Genomic DNA, 17,819 nt, shown 5'->3' on the forward strand with positions numbered 1-17,819 from the left:
CAAGTAACAGATCGTCTGTTTTCAAACTAATCAAAATTAGCAGTCTCCCTTCCATTATTCGAATTTTAGTAACCCTTTATTTGACTAATGGGTTACTAATAGCTATAATAACACTGTTTTTGAAAAATCCATACTTGGAGTGATCATATTGAAACGTAGTAACACCACAAGATTATTAACGTTATCTGCAATGATGGTAGCAATCTTAATTATATTAGGCTTCTTCCCTGGTATTTCGTTGGGATTTATTCCAGTACCTATCGTTTTACAAAACATGGGAGTGATGATGAGTGGTGAGTTGTTGGGACCTAGGTATGGGACCATCTCAGTATGTCTATTTTTATTATTAGCCTTCATCGGTATGCCCATACTTTCTGGTGGTAATGGTGGTATGGCTGTCTTTATTGGACCAACTGGCGGCTATCTTATAGCTTGGTTATTTACGCCATTACTAATTGGTCTATTAATTAATCGTTTTCAGATTTACAATAAGTCTTGGATATTTGAACTGCTCATTTTATTATTAGCCGGAGTGATTTTTATTGATTTGGTGGGTGCTATATGGCTCTCTTACCAGTCTCACATTACGCTGATTGCCGCTCTTATTTCAAACTTAGCATTTATACCAGGAGATCTTATTAAAAGTGCTTTAGCAGTTATTATTGTTCGCCGTATTAGAAAAGCAATGCATTTAAGCTTATTTTAGTTATTGTTTATCGCTATTTAATTAGGAGGTGGTTTGATGAAAAATAAATCAACCCAAGAAAAAGTGGTGTTAGAACTTTTGACTAATTTAGATACGTGGGTATCTGGTGACTATCTAGCTAAAAAGTTTCAAGTCAGTCGTGAAACCATCTGGAAGGCTATTAATAATTTAAAAAACAAACGAGATTATCCAATTGTTAGTCGTAAGAAACGTGGGTACATGCTTCATACAGCACCGTATTTAGAAGCCGACTTAATTAATATTTACAGCCATAAGCAATTAACAGATAATCTGCATGTCTTTAAAGAAGTTACATCAACCCAAGATTTAGCAAAGCAATTTTCTAGTAAGCACTGTATTACCAGGCCAACCGTTTTTGTTGCCGATAAGCAGACTAACGGTTATGGAAGACGAGGTCGCTCTTTTTATTCACCACCGACTACAGGCCTTTATCTCAGTATTATTCTGCCTAACCAACAACAAACTGTTATTCAACCCGGACTACTAACAACTGGGATTGCCGTGAGCATCACCCATGTGCTTGAAAAGTTTTATCCAAATAAAGAATTTCAGTTTAAATGGGTAAATGACATCTATCTAAATTATCATAAGGTGGGCGGAATTATTACGGAGTCCATTTTTGATCTTGAACTGGGGGCGGCCTCAGCTTTCATTGTTGGTGTGGGAATAAATTTAACAACTGTCAAGTTTCCAAAAGAGTTGGCAATCAAAGCCCAAGCTATCGATAATGACAATTCAGTTAACCGCAATCAATTAATTGCCGAAATAATCCAAGCAATTATAAACGGATTTTTAGACTATACGAACCCCCAACTATTGGCGGAGTACCGGAAAAAATCGATTGTTTTAGGAAAAGTGGTTTCTTTAAATACTGGGTCAGAAGTTATTCAGGGAGTTGCTCAGAAGATTGAAGATAATGGTGGTATAACCATTAAAAGGATAGATGGAACATTTCAAACCTTTACAAGCGGTGAAGTAATCAAAACTGGTTTTAAGTATAAAGGAGATCATATTGGATAGCTTAATTTATGGATTATGTGTTGATAATACGGGACGTTATGAGCACTACCACAATGATTTTGATATTGCCGCTTTAAACTGTAGCTACTATCGAAAGTGTTTTTCCTACTCTAAATAAGTTAATACTAGGGAAGGGCACCTGATTTAAAAAATGGAGTTTACTACAACTCATTTTTTAAACAGGTGCCCTTTTTTGAACATTATTTGAATAATTTTCCTAGTAATAGTTAATTATAAATGTAATTGCGTTTCATCGGCAATCCTGTACCACTAGGTGCATTCACTAATAAGTACTGAATAACATCTATATTGCCTGATTCGAAGGAAGCGGCACAAGCTTGTAAGTATAGACTCCACATTCGATCAAAACGTTCACCATATTTTTCGATGACTTGATTCCGAACCTTCTGATAGTTTTGGTACCAGATTTCCAATGTTTTTTGGTAATGGCGTCGTAAGGGTTCAATATCTGAAAATTGCAATTGGGCATCCATAATGTGCTTAATATTTTCAGCAACATTGGGAATGTATCCTCCTGGAAAGATGTATTGATTAATAAATGGATCCACACCAGCACCTTCATGTTGTCCAGTAATGCCGTGAATCAATGCTTGTCCTCCTGGGGCCAAAAATTCTTGAACCTTTTTAAAATATAGTCCTAAGTTTTCTTTACCAACATGTTCAAACATGCCCACAGATGTTACGTAATCGTATTGACCAGATACTTCACGATAGTCTTCCAATATTACGTGGACCTGATTTTCTAAGTGTCGTTCCTTTATTTGTGATTGTGTATAGTTATATTGTTCTTGGCTCAAGGTAATACCTGTTGCATCTAGTCCAAACTCTTCAGCAGCCATGAATAATAAAGTTCCCCATCCACTACCAATATCCAATAGTTTACGACCAGGATTAGTGGCTAGCTTACGTAAGATATACCGGACCTTGTTCAATTGTGCTTGTTTCAAAGTGTCGGATTCTTTCTCAAAATAAGCACAAGAATAGGTCATTGTGTCATCTAACCATAGCTTATAAAAATCGTTACCTATGTCATAATGTTTTTGAATATCTTTTTCACTATTTTTTTCAGAATGCGATATTTTGGGTAAGTGTTTTAAGAATGAATTATGAGTTAAAAAACTGTCTTTTTTCCGGTAAGCCGATGCGATTAATGTTTGTATACTTCCATCAATCTCTATGTCACCATTCATATAAGCCTCACCTAGAACCAAGGTAGGCTGACTGGTTAGCGATTTAATTGGAATTTCGTGTTTAAATTGTACCTTAATTTCAGGAACTCCAGCGCCATATTTTTCTTTTTTCCCATTCCAATAAGTTACTTCAATCGTTATGTCGAATGCTTTACTGAATAATTCCTTGTAAACCACTTTGTCTAGCACAAATATCCCTCCATTAAAAAAATAAATTATATAACTAAAATATCATATGGTAGATTGCAAATTTAATCCGAATTTTTGGACAAATTTGTCAGCATAACCCGATACGGTGTTTGCCAGTCGAGTATTTTAAGCGGTCGCTGGTTAATTTAGAGTAACGTCGTCGTTAAATCTTGAGCACTAATGTGCTCAAAACGAGTCCCTTTAGGATAAAAATAACGTAAATTCCGATTAAAGCGTTCATTACTACCACGTTCAGCTGGAGTATAAGCATGGCAGTAATAGGTCTTAATACCATATTGTGATTCAAGTGATACTAGCCCACTAAACTCAGTGCCACGGTCCACAGTAAAGCTGTGCACCGGACCATTAAAAGTGGTTAGGAACTTAGTTAGTGCTTCATTAACAGTCGCTGTCGTCCGATCTTTTAACCGGTATGCCCAAAGGAACCGTGATTTGCGATCGATTAAAGTTAATAAAACTGCCTTACTATGCCCACGAGGACCAACGACTGTATCTAGTTCAAAATCGCCGATGCGATTACGTTGATTAATCATCATGGGACGCTGTTCAATTGATCGCCCCAAAGATTGATTATATTTGGATCGTTGGTCAACGTTACGCCGTTGGCGTACGCCATGTTCAGGTAGATCATTCAAGGAGAAACCAATCCTCCCCTGATTTAGCCAATTATAAATAGATTTAGTAGCTAGTTTAAATTCGTGAGCAATCATTCCTGGTGACCAGCTTAGACATAAATGGTTGAGAATTTTTTGCTTTAACTCATCGCTCAGCTTAGTTTTCCGACCACATCGTGATCGCTTGTATTCGGCATCTGTTTGTGCTAATTCAGCCTGATAAGTTTTACATCGAGATAATTCATAAGAAATTGTTGACGGTGATCGGTTCAGCCGAACGCCCATTTGGATATTGGACAGCCCTAGTTCACAGAAGGTTTCGATTTTAATTCGTTCGGAATAGGTTATACTAGACAAAAGATCAGCTTCTAAAAGATGGGTTTGTGGTAAACACCATTTTAAAGGAAGCTGATCTTTTTTGTCCGAACAGCGTTCGGATTAATTTTACAATCTACCTAATAAGCACAACAAAACTTAAAAACATAAGAGCAAGCAGGTGGATCAAGGCGTGCAACGTTAACCAGTTGTTATGCTATACTGTGAGTGCCCATATGAACAAGGATTCCTATGTCGAGCTATATGACGATATTAAACAACCGCTAGCTTGCGGAGCTAAAGCGGCTATTTTTTATTAGCATGTAGGCACCATTATTTATGAAGACCACTTTTAAATTAAAAGCAGCTCATATTATGTATTATCTGGTGCTCAAATAACTCTTGAATTAGGAATCAAACTCATGTAAAACTGGCATTCACTAATTTATAAATGCTGTTATGACGGGGATCGTTTAGTGTATTCCCCACGTATGTGGGGGTGATCCCTAGGTAAGGGCGTATATAGCGATTTAAGGGTAGTATTCCCCACGTATGTGGGGGTGATCCTAATTGTTGTAACTTTTCGCTTGCTGTCATTTTGTATTCCCCACGTATGTGGGGGTGATCCCGCGTTATCTAATGCCCTTAAATCGCTATATACGTATTCCCCACGTATGTGGGGGTGATCCCAATTAATTTCCCCAATCTGGATCATAATTAAAGTATTCCCCACGTATGTGGGGGTGATCCCTTACTGGGACTCATGCTCAGCTGGTAGCTTTAGTATTCCCCACGTATGTGGGGGTGATCCTAACAAGTTACGGGCGATTAGTCATGAAGCTGGGTATTCCCCACGTATGTGGGGGTGATCCTTGCTAAATGGCCACAAAGCCCGTCATAATTTTGAACTTGTGATTTGTCGAGCCGCAAGTATTGCTTGGCAACTTTAAAGTAATTCTCAATTTGCCATCTTCGGGCGTATAGTTGAATGATCTCTTGTGGCTGAAGGCCTAACTGAGTCGTTGCCAGTACTAGGTAGTCATCTTGACGGGCCCGATTAGCCACAAATACCAAGCGAAGCTTGAATTTTTGGTTCCCGACGTGCGCTTCGACAAAGCAGCTGTATTGATAAGCTTGCTTGGGTTGATATTTTGAGGCCTGCAGTCGCTTGTATAATGCTTTAACTGAATATTGCCGTCCGCGATATTGATAGTAAATTTTGCTGGACCGTTTAAGCATGCCCACGCCGTTTAATCCCAACTTGGTTAATTCATAGAACATTTTTGGTGAGCTATACCAGCTATCAAATAACACATAGTCAGCTAGAACGCCATTTGCGAGGGCTTGCTTGACAAGTTGCAATGAAACGAGGTTCATTTTTTGCTGTGCTTGGCGACGTCTCCGGCCAGCAATTGTTCGTTGATCGGTTGTTTTAGCTGATTTTCCAAGGACGTTTTGTGGCTTCTTGGAAGACATTAATGCAAAGTTGATCGGTAAGAATGTATTGGCGTCACTCCAACCCAAAGTTAAAGCCCGGTATCCCTTAATATATAACTGTTTGTCATGGTCAAAGACTCGCGCTAGTAATTCGGTTTGGGTGGCGTACTCACGGGAAAAGAGTGTATCGTCAATGATCAATGCTAACCGCCGCCGGCGGTCAATAAACGGTCGTAAATGCTTGATTAAATGACTCCCAACTTGACAAATCAAGCGTTGCCAATTGATCCGGCCATCGTTCAAATTATTTCTGACGGTGCGACTGGTAAAGTTAGGTGTTTCATGGGCTCGATAAAGCGAGCGTCCCAGGAACTTTGTCGTGAGCAGCCATTCAATGACCTTCATCAAGCTGATTTCTGAATGCCGGCGATAATTCACCAACTTGGTGAGTTTAGATAGACCAATGAGGGAAGTAAATTGATGAACAATATTGTGAAGCTCGTTTTCTGTATTTTTTTGTCTTATAATATTCATGACGTAAGTCTCCTTTGTATCTTGGTTTTGGTCGACTAAAGTATACAACGCAGGAGAGCTTGCGTTTATTTTTTTGCCAAAAAAGCCAATAACCACACGCCTTTGGCGTGATTATTAGCTTTCAAGTTTCAGTTCTTAGTTTTATCGGTTATTACGCCATTAACCAAAATAGTTTGAATTTCAAACTATTTTAGGTTATGATGTGAGATGTTCAAAATTTGGACATGGATGAAGTGAAATCAACCAAATTTTTTTGACAATTTAGTTCGAAAGTCGAATTAATCTGGCGTGATACTTGATCAGTTTTGCAACCGAAAGGAAGAAAGCAATGAGTGTATTAGATGCAGCTAAAATTATGGATCTAATTCCCAATCGATATCCAATTTTGTTTATGGATAAAGTCGATGAATTAAATCCGGGTGAATCGATCGTTTGTACCAAAAACGTCACAATTAACGAGGAATTTTTCCAAGGCCATTTTCCTGGAAATCCAGTTATGCCCGGCGTATTAATTATCGAGTCGCTTGCTCAAGCAGCTTCGATTTTAATTCTCAAGACGGAAAAATATCGTGGCAAGACAGCTTACCTTGGTGCCATTGATAATGCCAAATTCAGAAAAGTTGTTCGTCCGGGTGATGTTTTGAAGCTACATGTTGAAATGGAAAAACAGCGTGACAACATGGGTAAAGTTAAATGCGCTGCCAAAGTTGAAGACAAAGTGGCTTGTTCCGCCGACTTAACGTTCATTGTTCCAAATCCAGATAAAAAGATTTAGACCGAGAGTGAATGAGGAGATTTAATGAATGAATTCGACGAGTGATGAAATTAAAGATGATTACAATTTCATAAGTGAGGCTTTGATAGATATTTATGATCAGATAATGCGAATTGAAGAGAGTGAAATTCGAAAGAGTCGATTTAAGGGCATCACTGCAAAAGAATTGCATCTTATTCATACAATTGGCCTTCATGATCGGAAAACAACTTCAGAAGTATCACGTGTTTTGAAGTTAAGTAAAGGGACGTTAACTGCCAATCTTAATAACCTTGAGAAAAAAGGCTACATCATTCGAATGATTAACCAACAGGACCGTCGGATTATCAACCTTGGGCTGACGAGTAAGGGCAGATTGCTTTATCGTGCCCACTATGCGTTCCATCGCCAGTTGGTTGAAAGTTGCTTAAAGGGATTTGACGGATCCGATATTCGAAAGATGCGGCAGGCATTGGTTAACGTTGAGAAATTTATTGACGAGGTTTCATCAAAATGAAATTTGAAGATTTTAAAATAGTAGCTACGGCGAGTCAAGTGCCTGAGCGAGTTGTTGATAATCATGAACTTTCAACGATGATGGACACCTCTGATGAGTGGATCGTTAAGCGAACGGGAATTAAGCGTCGGCATATTGCCGTTACTGAAACTACAAGCTCACTTTGTACCAGCGTTGCTCAGCAATTACTTGCTCAAAGCGAACTGCAGCCTGACGATATTGATTTGATCGTTGTTGCAACCATGTCACCTGATTATTTAACACCTTCTACCAGTGCAACTGTGCAAGGAAACATTGGTGCTACTAAGGCGATGGCGTTTGATATTGATGCAGCCTGCTCAGGGTTTGTTTATGGATTGAAGCTAATTCGGCAAATGCTGATGGCAGATCATAAAAAGAATGCCATTTTAATTGGTGGTGAAACGTTAAGTAAGCTTTTGGATTGGTCTGATCGATCCACTGCCGTTTTGTTTGGTGATGGTGCCGGTGGGGTTTTGGTTACGAACGAGACAACTGCTGATGGGTCATATCTTGCAGATAGTATGACAACCCTTGGCAGTCTTGGTGGCTATTTAACGGCTGGTAAGACTGGTCAGCCATCACCATTTTCATCAGATCATCAACCATTCAAGCCGTTCTTTAAGATGAATGGTCGGCGTGTTTATCAATTCGCGGTTAAGAATGTTCCCGATTCGGTTAACCATGCATTATCGGTGGCTAAATTAGCACCGACAGATGTTGACCACTATGTCCTTCATCAAGCGAACGTTCGAATTGTCGAGCGGATTGCGGATGAACTCGAGCTGCCAATGACCAAATTTCCGGTTAACATCGGTGAATTTGGGAATACCGCAGCTGCCAGCGAACCGATCTTGTTGGATCAGCTAGTAAAACACAACATTATCAAACGTGGCGATACAATTGCGTTAAGTGGCTTCGGTGGTGGCTTAACAGTTGGAACCATGTTACTGACTTATTAACGATATTGCTCATAGAAAATTAATTAATCAAATTAAAAACAAACAACTATATTGGAGGAAATTAATGATGACTAAAGAAGAAGTATTTAACAAGGTAAAGGATATTATCGTGGACCAATTGGATGTTGATGCAGACAAAATTAAAGAAGACACTAATTTCAAGAATGATCTTTATCTTGACAGTTTGGATATCTTCGAAGTTGTTGACAAAATTGAAGATACTTATGATATCGAAATTGAAACTGAAACTGACAAAGGTATGGAAACTGTTGGTGATTTGGTAGATTACGTTTTTAAACAACAAACTAAGTAGGTTGATACTTTGAGATTAAGTTATTTATTTAGCGGTCAGGGAAAACAATTTCCCGAGATGGGGCAGGACCTTTACCAACAAGAGGTAATTTATCGTCAAACCATTGAGGAAGCTTCTGCTGCACTTAATATGGATTTGAGTAAATCAGAGGTTATGGATGATCCCAATAATGTCCAGGTCGCCATTGTCGCAATGAGTACCGGTATTTTTCGGATTCTTGAAAAAGAATTCGGATCACCAGTGGGCGCTGCTGGATTGAGCCTTGGCGAATATAGTGCAATTATAGCTGCTCGTGGTGTTCAGTTTGCTGATGCGCTAAAGCTGGTTCGTGATCGTTCTCGCTATATGGATAAAGCAGGAAAAGATCATCCGGGTAAAATGGCAGCTGTTCTTAAGGCAAACGCTGATTTAGTCCGTGAAGCCTGCCGGGTTGGTGCTCAAGCAGGTGATATTTACCCAGCTAATTTTAATACCGATTCGCAGATTGTTATCGGGGGTACACAGGCCGGTTTGGACGCAGCAACCACTTATCTTCATGAACATGGGATTAAGCGGGTTGTTCCGTTAAAAATGACGGTTGCTTCTCATACTCCGTTTATGCAAGAAGCAAGTGATTTATTAGCTGATCGAATTCAAACTGTTGACTTTCATGAGTTTAAGTTTCCTGTTATTAGTAATACAACAATGACCCAATTTGATGTTGCCAATATGAAACAGACGCTGGTTGATCAGTTGGTTAATCCGACCCATTTCATTGATTGCCTCAAAGCCTTAGTCAATTTGGGCAGTGATACGATGATTGAAATCGGTCCGGGTGATACGTTGATGAAGTTTGCAAAATCGTTATCAACTGTTGACACACTACATATTGATAGTGTTAAGACATTGAATGATGTCAGATCAAATGTAAAGTTGGTGAAATAATGAGTGAAGCAAAACAAATTGCATTAGTAACCGGTGCCGCAAAGGGGATCGGATTAGCGATTGCCAAAAGGCTTTCAAAAGATGGTATGACAGTTGTTTTAAATACGCACCATGCTTTAGATGATGATGTGAAGCAGCAATTAAGTGATCAGGGAGTTACTTTTGATAATTTGGTTGGCGACGTGGCCAACGAAGATGATGCCCAAGCAATGATTGACAGTTTGCTGGAAAAATATGGTCAAATTGATGTTTTAGTAAACAATGCGGGCATTAACCGCGACAAATTATTGAGCCGCACTAAGCTGTCGGATTTTAAAGCAGTTATTGACACAAATTTAATTGGCGCGTTTAACATGACCAAGTTTGCAATGAAGTCAATGCAAAAGAGTCGTTCTGGTGTCATTGTCAACATTTCCAGTATTTCAGGCTTGCATGGTAATATTGGGCAGGCTAATTATTCCGCTAGTAAAGCTGGACTAGTCGGTTTGACAAAAACAGCCGCTCGTGAAGGGGCTTTACGTAATATTCGTTGTAATGCTGTTGCTCCGGGAATGATTGAAACCGATATGACTGGAAAAATGAGCGAACGTCGTCAAAAAGAATTCACTGATCAAATTCCGTTGAAACGATTTGGCCGACCGGAAGAAATTGCCGACGCAGTTTCGTTCTTGGTGCATAATGATTATTTAACAGGTCAAGTCATCACAATTGATGGTGGATTAACAATTTAATTGCTAAAGGAGATAAATTCATGAACAGAGTCGTTGTTACTGGAATGGGTGCCGTTACCCCACTCGGAAATGATGTTGATAGTTTTCTGACCAACTTATTAAATTCGAAGGTTGGCATTAATAAGATTACCAAATTTGATGCAGAAGCAACTGGAATTTCTGTTGCCGGTGAAGTCAAGGACTTTGACGCAATGAAGCGCTTGGACCGAAAAACCGCAAAGCGAAATGATCTGTTTGTCAATTACGCGCTATATAGTGCTCACGAAGCGATGGAAATGGCTGGCTTGAATGAAGACAATATCAAACCAGAGGAACTAGGCGTCATTTATGGTTCAGGAATTGGTGGTTTGACGACCATTCAAGAGCAAGTCATCAAGATGCACGACAAAGGACCTAAGCGGGTATCACCTCTCTTTGTGCCTAATTCCATTGTTAATATGGCTGCCGGTGATATTTCAATTGCCTTCAAGGCCCGTAACACCAGTCAAGCTATTGTGACTGCCTGTTCGTCAGGGACTAATGCAATTGGCAATGCCTTTGAATATATTAAAGAAGGAAAAGCTGAGGCAATGATTGCAGGCGGAACTGAAGCTTCAGTAAATGAAATTGGTATTTCAGGATTTGCTGCAATTACGGCATTATCGAAGACCGAAGATCCAATGAAAGCGTCAATTCCGTTTGATAAAGACCGAAATGGTTTTGTAATGGGTGAAGGTTCTGGAACCCTGGTCTTGGAAAGTTATGACCATGCCAAAGCACGTGGCGCTAAGATCCTTGCTGAGATTGTTGGTTATGGAACGACTAGTGATGCTTACCATATGACAGCGCCTGATCCAGAGGGAACCGGCGCTAAACGGGCAATGCAAATGGCCATTGACGAGGCTGAAATTGATGCCACTGATGTTGACTATATTAACGCGCACGGAACAAGTACTCATGCCAATGACAGCGCTGAATCCAAGGCAATCAATGTGGTCTTCTCAAAGAATGATCATGTTAAGGTAAGCAGTACCAAAGGTATGACTGGCCACGCATTGGGCGCAGCCGGTGCGATTGAGGCTGTTGCAACAATCGGCGCAATTCAAAGAAACCAAATGCCGGTAAATGTGGGTGTTGTTAACCAAGATGAAGAATGTGATGTTGATTTAGTTGATGACACCAATAAGAAAACAACTGTTAACTATGCAATCAGTAACTCATTTGGATTTGGAGGACACAACGCTGTAATTGCATTTAAGGGATGTGATTAAAGTTATGGACGAGAAGGAAATTGAACGGTTATTAGATAAGTTTGATAAATCATCACTCAAAAACTTTGAGTTAACGCAGGATGATTTTAAATTGGCATTGAGTAAACGTGAGGCTGGTGACCAAGTTGTTGTAGGTGAGCCAACATTAACAACACCTAATGACACTGTTAGCGCACCTAAACCGACGTCAAAACAATCACAGAATGAATCAACAACGCCAGCTGTTAATTCGGCAGCTGATGTCGCCGAAATTAAAGCACCGCTGGTAGGTGTTATCTATTTCGCGCCAAGTCCCGATAAGCCTGCCTTTAAAAAGCAGGGCGATAAAGTTGAAAAAGGGGACGTTGTCTGCGTTATTGAAGCAATGAAGATGATCAATGAAGTTAAGAGTGATGTTTCAGGAACAATTTCAAATATCTTGGTTGAGGATGGCAGTATGGTTGAGTATGATCAACCACTGTTTCAAGTCCTGAATTGTCAAATCAAGTGCAACACTCACAACCCATTCTTATCAGTTGGTCTAGCTTAGTCGAAATCGGGTAATAAGGACATGGCAGTCTGGTAGCCCAGAACCTTGCGGGGACGAGAGTTAAGGATATCCTGGATGGCCTGAACGTTCACAATACTTAGCTCTTTCATGGACTTACCCTTAGGAATGAACTCACGGATTTCACCATTCAGATGCTCGTTACTGCCACGTTCCCAGGGCGAGTACGGATGAGCAAAATAGACATCCGGTCCCTTGACCTGGGAAAGTTTGGAAAACTCAGAACCGTTGTCAAAAAGCACCGTTTTGAAGTGCTCCGGTCCATAGTCGTCAACAATGTTCTGAAGCGTATTAAGGCAGGTATCGGCGTGGTAATTCGGTATCTTGACAATGATGGCATACCGTTTTGCCCGGTCAATAAGGGTCATTAGTGCTGGTTCACTGGCCTCACGCTTGCCCTTAACCAAGTCGCCTTCCCAATGGCCAGCGACCTGACGTTCTTGGGCCTCTACGGGAAGCTCTTCGATGGATTTCCCGAAGTTACGCTTGTTTAGGCGTTTGTGTGAACGATAACCGGATCTAGCGTGTCGCCGCAGCTTCATGGGTAAATCGCCATTCTTTAATTTCAGGACACCCGCGTCGATATAGCGATAGACAGTGGGCACTGAAGGACACCGGTCGTCCGGGTGATTGACCTGATAATAGTGCACAAAGGTATCTACGCTTAAAAGACGTTGGCGTTTTTTGAGCGCTTTAGTTAGCTGTAGGAAGAATTGTGGTGCCTTGTCAAGCCAGCTCTGGGCGTGACAGGCTTCACGGGCTTTATTGTGTAGTAATTGGGCAGACTCAGCCCAATAGACCAGTGTAGGTCGTCGATTAGGGCCTAGCTGGTGAACGCTCCCTCGTCGAATTTCACGACTGATGGTGCTGGGACTTCGGTGCAACATTTGGGCGATCTGATGGCAAGAACGGCCATCAAATCGCCAGTTCATAATAAGAGTCCGTTCGGCAGATTGGAGTTGTTGGTAATGACTAGTCGTGGTACGCTTAGATTGGGTCATGAAGACACTTCTTTCTTAATTCGTCGTTGATTTAAGAATAGGTCTTCATGGCCTTTTTGGTCCAATTATTTAAGTGGTGCACTTGAATTGTAAATCAGGCCACTGTTTCAAGTTAAGAAGGGATAGATAATAATGACACCCAACGTAAATGATGTGATTCCCCAACGCTATCCTTTTGAAATGATTGACCGCTTTTTGGATGTTCAAGCAGGTGTTAAGGCAAGATCGGTGAAACTGATTTCCATTAATGAATGGTTCTTTGCCAACCAGCCGGTTAACCGGTTAGTTGTCCCACGGCCAATTATGATTGAGGCAATGGCTCAGACTGGGGTTGCTGCCATTCTGTCATTACCAAAATATCAAGGGAAAAATGTGTTTTTTGGCGGCATAAAAAACGCCACTTTTCAAGATGATTTTCGACCAGGCGACCGGTTAATCTTTGAAGTGGAAATGAAAAAGCTCAAAATGAACATTGGATTAGGTCACGGATCGATTATTCGAGACGGTCAAGTGATTTGTGAGGCCGACCTGATATTTGCGGTGGAATGAGAAACCTGGCTCATTTCGGGAATGAATCCAAATGGCGTTCCAAAACGTTTTTAAGTACAAGAAGGTGAGCATATGTTTAAAAAAGTATTAGTGGCAAATCGTGGCGAAATTGCTGTGCAAATTATCAGAGCACTTCATGACATGAATATTGAAGCAGTTGCTGTTTATTCCAGTGCTGATAAGGAGAGCTTGTTTGTTCATTTAGCTGATGAGGCGATCTGTATTGGCGGTGCCCAGCCGAGTGATTCTTATTTAAATATGGCCCAAATTATGAGTGCCGCAACTTTAACTGGTTGTGAAGCCATTCATCCCGGGTACGGTTTTCTCTCTGAGAATGCTGAGTTTGCGGAAATGTGTGAGTCTTGTCATATTCAATTCATTGGTCCTAGCCATCAATTGATTTCACTGATGGGTGACAAGGCTAACGCCAGAGAGGCAATGAAGTCCGCGGGCGTTCCGGTGATCCCTGGTAGCGAGGGTGATGTCACTTCAGTTGATCAAGCTGAACGGATTGCTGAAAAAATTGGTTTCCCAGTTTTATTGAAATCCGCTGCCGGTGGTGGTGGTAAAGGTATCCGTGAGGTTGATCGGCCAGAAGAGCTTCGTGATTCATTCGAGCAGTGCCAACGTGAGGCCAAGGCATCATTTGGTGATGATAGTATGTATGTTGAAAAACTAATCCGAGATGCCAAACATGTTGAAATGCAGGTGATTGCGGATAATTTTGGCCACGTTGTCTATTTACCGGAACGTGACTGTTCTCTGCAACGAAATCATCAAAAGGTAATTGAAGAAAGTCCATGTATTTTGATTTCTCCTGAAGAACGTCAGGAATTAGGTGAAATTGTTGCCAAGGCAACGCTTAAACTTGGTTATACAAATACTGGGACCTACGAATTTTTGATGGATCACGATCACCATTTTTACTTTATGGAAATGAATACTCGTCTTCAGGTTGAACATACGATTACCGAAGAAGTTACCGGCATTGAGCTGGTAAAGGGTCAGTTAGCCGTTGCTGCTAATGAAGTATTACCCTTTGTTCAAGCAGATGCGACTGTTAAGGGACATGCTTTGGAGTGTCGATTAAATGCCGAAGACCCCGAAAACAACTTTGCTCCTCAACCCGGGAAAATTACCCATTTATTTTTCCCTGATGGGTCATTGGGTGTCCGAATTGATGCTGGTGTGACCAACGGCAGTTTTATTTCACCTTTTTATGATTCAATGATCGCTAAATTAATCGTTCATTTAAATGACCGGAATGCGGTCATTGCGAAGATGAAACGGGTGTTAAGTGAGCTTGAAATTACGGGTGTCATAACCAATCAAGCCTTTTTATATGAGTTAGTTACATCTGATCGATTTAAACAGGGAACCTACTCGACTAGTTTTATTGAAAATGATGTTCTTGCTGGTAGGAGGGGATTAAATGCTGCAAAGTCGGTTTAAAATGCCCAGTCGTGATGAATTAAAAAAGCGAATGGATAAAATCCCCGATAACTTAATGAAAGAATGCCCAATTTGCCATACAACGTTTTTTTCGATGAGAATGGGCAAGCAGCGAACCTGCCCTAATTGTGGATTTGGTTTTCGAATTACGGCTCGCAGGCGGGCTAAGATTACGTTTGATACCTTTGACGAAATGGATGCAGACGTAACGGTTCCCGACCAATATGACGATAAGAAGTATCGGGGTAAAATTGCAAAAGCAAAAAAGGTAACCGGAATTAAGGAAAGTGTCTTGACTGGAATCGGGTCACTGGATCATCAAAAAGTGGCGGCCGGAATTATGGACCCATTCTTTATCATGGGTAGTCTTGGCAGTGCCACTGGTGAAAAAATTGTTCGATTGTTCGAAAAAGCAACCACTGAAAAGTTGCCGGTTGTCATGTTTACGGCTTCTGGTGGTGCGAGGATGCAGGAAGGGATCAAGTCACTGATGCAAATGGCAAAGGTGTCCCAGGCTGTTGAGGCTCACAGCAAAGCCGGACTGTTTTATCTGGTGGTTCTTTGTGATCCAACGACTGGTGGCGTTACTGCCAGTTTTGCAATGCAGGGCGACATTATTTTAGCCGAATCTCATGCTTTGGTTGGATTTGCTGGTCGCCGAGTCATTGAACAAACAATTATGAAGCAGCCACCCAAGAATTTTCAAAGGGCTGAAACTGTTTTGGATCACGGCTTTATCGATGCGATTGTTCCGCGGACCAATTTAAAGCAGACAATCTCTCAATTTTTGCGACTGCATCAGAGGGAGGCTAGTCATGGCTAAAAAAACAGCTTATCAACGTGTTCAGGCAGCCCGTGACAGTCATAAAATTTCAACGGATAAACTCATTCGTGGTTTGACAACTGATTTTTTTGAACTCCATGGAGATCGGTCTGATGGCGATGATCAAGCAGTAATCGGTGGCATTGGATTGTTAAAGGATGTACCGATTACGGTGGTTGGGATTCGTAAGGGTGCTGATACGGAAGAAAATATCAAGCGTCATTTCGGTAGCCCTGAACCGGAAGGCTATCGTAAAGCGCTTCGATTAATGCAACAGGCGGAAAAATTCCATCGACCGATTTTGGCGCTGGTGAATACGCCTGGCGCTTGGCCGGATGTGGATGCTGAATATCACGGTATTGGTTCTGCAATTGCCAAGTGCTTACAAGTGGGCATGCAACTAAAGGTACCGTACATTAGTATCATTGTTGGTGAGGGTGGTAGTGGTGGCGCGATTGCGCTTGCCTGTGGCGACAAAGTATTTATGTTTGAAGATAGTATTTATTCCGTTTTGTCACCTGAAGGCTATGCCAGCATCATGTGGAAGGATTCATCAAAGGTCCAGCAAGCAGCTGAAGCCTTAAATTTAACACCAGAATGGTTACAAGAAAATGGTATTATTGATCAGATTATTCATGAATACCACTCTGGTGAGAATTTAGGCCCACTACGTGACTTTCTGGCAAATCAGTTTAATGAACTGGCTAATTTACCGATTGACGAGTTATTACGCCAACGTGAGCAACGTTACCGGAATTTTTAAAAGAAAAATTATTTGGAGGCCGAATTAAATGAGTGGCTTTTTAGATGGAAAAACAATTGTGATCATGGGGGTCGCAAATAAACGCAGTATTGCTTGGGGATGTACCCAGGCAATTATTGATCAAGGCGCTAAGGTTATTTTAACTTATCAAAATGATCGAATTAAGAAGAGCTTACAACGATTTGTTCCTGAAGATTCAGAATTAGTAGAATGTGACGTTGCTGATGATGACAACATTAAAAATGCATTCGAAGAGATTGGTAATAAGTATGGCAAAATTGATGGTGTGATTCATGCAATCGCTTATGCTGACCGTGAGACATTGACGTCTGGGCTGGTACATACTACTCGTGAAGGATACGATTTGGCTCAAAACATTAGTGCCTACTCATTGATTGCAGTGAGTCGTTATGCACAACCAATCCTAAATGACCCTTCAAGTATTGTAACTTTGACTTATTTTGGTTCAACTCGGGCCATTCCAAATTACAATATGATGGGTGTTGCCAAAGCGGCCTTGGAAGCCAACGTTCGCTATTTAGCTTCAGATTTAGGGGTGAATGGGATTCGAGTAAACGCAATTTCTGCGGGTGCGGTTAAGACATTAGCAGTTACCGGCATTAAGCATCATGGTGAATTGTTAAAGGAATCGGAGTCGAGAACCGTTGATCAAAAGAGCGTTACAACAACCGAAATCGGAAATGTGGCTGCCTTTTTGATGAGTGATCTGGCAACTGGAATGACCGGCGACGTGGTTTACGTTGATAAGGGTGTGCATCTTATTTAAAGAGAGTGATCAAATCAGCGGTTAGATCCCAGAATATAAGCCAGCCCATCTAATATTCTGGTTTTGAATATTAGATGGGTCTCTGTCAAACATCCTAAAGTAAGAGGTATCAAGATTGTGACGACAATCTTGATACCTCTTTTACTATACTTAAATTGAGGTTGAGGTCGTCAACATCAGTGAAATATACATTCCGAGTGTCAAACTGGCCCAACAACACGTAGTGAACAGTTAGATTTAGGATGTGGGTCCTTGAGATCGAATATAGAAAATGAACGAATCTGCGAAGTTGTTACCTCAAAAATATATGGAAGGCGATAAAGTGCACGTTTTAGGTATTGATGTGAGTCGTGGAAAGAG

The 17,819-nt window shown here is 40.9% G+C and carries 17 protein-coding genes, 2 pseudogenes and 1 CRISPR repeat array; of the genes and pseudogenes, 15 read left to right on the plus strand and 4 right to left on the minus strand.

Going from position 1 to position 17,819, the window contains the following annotated elements; all coding sequences use genetic code 11:
* Positions 1-190: 190 nt before the first annotated feature.
* Together RI501_RS12870 and RI501_RS12875 are read left to right on the plus strand one after the other, a co-directional pair.
* A complete protein-coding gene (locus RI501_RS12870) occupies positions 191-706 on the plus strand; it encodes a biotin transporter BioY (RefSeq protein WP_181407284.1) in 516 nt (171 codons plus the stop codon).
* A gap of 36 nt (positions 707-742) precedes the next feature.
* On the plus strand, positions 743-1,747 hold the full coding sequence (locus RI501_RS12875) for a biotin--[acetyl-CoA-carboxylase] ligase (protein WP_007124647.1): 1,005 nt from the start codon (positions 743-745) through the stop codon (positions 1,745-1,747).
* Positions 1,748-1,974: 227 nt separating this feature from the next.
* On the opposite strand, the gene RI501_RS12880 is transcribed toward RI501_RS12875, so the two are convergent.
* The 3 genes and pseudogenes from RI501_RS12880 to RI501_RS12890 all read right to left on the minus strand — a co-directional run.
* Complete coding sequence (locus tag RI501_RS12880; RefSeq protein ID WP_010010282.1) at positions 1,975-3,147, minus strand: SAM-dependent methyltransferase; 1,173 nt, start codon at positions 3,145-3,147, stop codon at positions 1,975-1,977.
* Positions 3,148-3,209: 62 nt separating this feature from the next.
* A pseudogene (locus tag RI501_RS12885) lies at positions 3,210-4,139 on the minus strand (IS30-like element ISLpl1 family transposase).
* Positions 4,140-4,575: 436 nt separating this feature from the next.
* Positions 4,576-4,969: direct repeats of the CRISPR family, unit length 28 nt; unit sequence GTATTCCCCACGTATGTGGGGGTGATCC.
* 31 nt (positions 4,970-5,000) lie between these two features.
* Positions 5,001-6,068 (minus strand): annotated as a pseudogene (locus RI501_RS12890) (IS4 family transposase); the annotation flags it as partial.
* A gap of 328 nt (positions 6,069-6,396) precedes the next feature.
* Between RI501_RS12890 and fabZ the strand changes: the two are divergent.
* The 8 genes from fabZ to accB all read left to right on the plus strand — a co-directional run bounded on the left by fabZ (position 6,397) and on the right by accB (position 12,066).
* The gene (gene fabZ / locus RI501_RS12895) at positions 6,397-6,843 is read left to right on the plus strand and encodes a 3-hydroxyacyl-ACP dehydratase FabZ (RefSeq protein WP_056973862.1); all 447 of its coding nucleotides are present in this window, start codon (positions 6,397-6,399) and stop codon (positions 6,841-6,843) included.
* Between the two features lie 28 nt (positions 6,844-6,871).
* The gene (locus RI501_RS12900; protein ID WP_313823407.1) at positions 6,872-7,339 is read left to right on the plus strand and encodes a MarR family winged helix-turn-helix transcriptional regulator; all 468 of its coding nucleotides are present in this window, start codon (positions 6,872-6,874) and stop codon (positions 7,337-7,339) included.
* Entirely contained in the window at positions 7,336-8,319 is a 984-nt protein-coding gene (locus tag RI501_RS12905) for a beta-ketoacyl-ACP synthase III (RefSeq protein ID WP_056973858.1), read from the plus strand. The genes RI501_RS12900 and RI501_RS12905 overlap by 4 nt, the downstream gene beginning before the upstream one ends.
* 67 nt (positions 8,320-8,386) lie before the next feature.
* Positions 8,387-8,632: an acyl carrier protein gene (acpP, locus tag RI501_RS12910; protein WP_056986348.1), complete on the plus strand. Its 246-nt coding sequence runs from the start codon at positions 8,387-8,389 to the stop codon at positions 8,630-8,632.
* A 9-nt stretch (positions 8,633-8,641) separates the two neighbouring features.
* A complete protein-coding gene (locus tag RI501_RS12915) occupies positions 8,642-9,556 on the plus strand; it encodes an ACP S-malonyltransferase (protein WP_056986344.1) in 915 nt (304 codons plus the stop codon).
* Positions 9,556-10,287, plus strand: coding sequence for a 3-oxoacyl-[acyl-carrier-protein] reductase (gene fabG, locus RI501_RS12920; RefSeq protein ID WP_056973854.1), 732 nt, complete (start codon positions 9,556-9,558; stop codon positions 10,285-10,287). The genes RI501_RS12915 and fabG overlap by 1 nt, the downstream gene beginning before the upstream one ends.
* A gap of 20 nt (positions 10,288-10,307) precedes the next feature.
* On the plus strand, positions 10,308-11,537 hold the full coding sequence (fabF, locus tag RI501_RS12925; protein WP_057877457.1) for a beta-ketoacyl-ACP synthase II: 1,230 nt from the start codon (positions 10,308-10,310) through the stop codon (positions 11,535-11,537).
* Between the two features lie 4 nt (positions 11,538-11,541).
* Positions 11,542-12,066 (plus strand): acetyl-CoA carboxylase biotin carboxyl carrier protein, encoded by a 525-nt coding sequence (gene accB / locus RI501_RS12930; RefSeq protein ID WP_313823413.1) that lies wholly within the window; start codon positions 11,542-11,544, stop codon positions 12,064-12,066.
* Here accB and RI501_RS12935 read toward each other — a convergent pair.
* Positions 12,063-13,085 carry an IS30 family transposase gene (locus RI501_RS12935; RefSeq protein WP_233742108.1) on the minus strand — a complete coding sequence of 341 codons (1,023 nt, stop codon included), beginning with the start codon at positions 13,083-13,085 and terminating at the stop codon, positions 12,063-12,065. The two genes, accB and RI501_RS12935, sit on opposite strands and share 4 nt — an antisense overlap.
* A 132-nt stretch (positions 13,086-13,217) precedes the next feature.
* Here RI501_RS12935 and RI501_RS12940 point away from each other — a divergent pair, with 132 nt between their 5' ends.
* The 5 genes from RI501_RS12940 (at position 13,218) to fabI (ending at position 17,459) form a co-directional block, all read left to right on the plus strand.
* A complete protein-coding gene (locus tag RI501_RS12940; RefSeq protein ID WP_056973850.1) occupies positions 13,218-13,634 on the plus strand; it encodes a 3-hydroxyacyl-ACP dehydratase FabZ family protein in 417 nt (138 codons plus the stop codon).
* Between the two features lie 72 nt (positions 13,635-13,706).
* Positions 13,707-15,086 (plus strand): acetyl-CoA carboxylase biotin carboxylase subunit, encoded by a 1,380-nt coding sequence (locus RI501_RS12945; RefSeq protein WP_056986346.1) that lies wholly within the window; start codon positions 13,707-13,709, stop codon positions 15,084-15,086.
* Positions 15,067-15,909 carry an acetyl-CoA carboxylase carboxyltransferase subunit beta gene (locus tag RI501_RS12950; protein WP_056973843.1) on the plus strand — a complete coding sequence of 281 codons (843 nt, stop codon included), beginning with the start codon at positions 15,067-15,069 and terminating at the stop codon, positions 15,907-15,909. The genes RI501_RS12945 and RI501_RS12950 overlap by 20 nt, the downstream gene beginning before the upstream one ends.
* Positions 15,902-16,672 carry a carboxyltransferase subunit alpha gene (accA, locus tag RI501_RS12955; protein WP_313823421.1) on the plus strand — a complete coding sequence of 257 codons (771 nt, stop codon included), beginning with the start codon at positions 15,902-15,904 and terminating at the stop codon, positions 16,670-16,672. Before RI501_RS12950 ends, accA begins: the two co-directional genes overlap by 8 nt.
* 28 nt (positions 16,673-16,700) lie before the next feature.
* On the plus strand, positions 16,701-17,459 hold the full coding sequence (gene fabI, locus RI501_RS12960) for an enoyl-ACP reductase FabI (RefSeq protein ID WP_056973839.1): 759 nt from the start codon (positions 16,701-16,703) through the stop codon (positions 17,457-17,459).
* Positions 17,460-17,819 lie beyond the last annotated feature (360 nt).

Source organism: Levilactobacillus zymae (assembly GCF_032190635.1).
In the GTDB taxonomy this organism is placed as follows: Bacteria; Bacillota; Bacilli; order Lactobacillales; family Lactobacillaceae; genus Levilactobacillus; species Levilactobacillus zymae_A.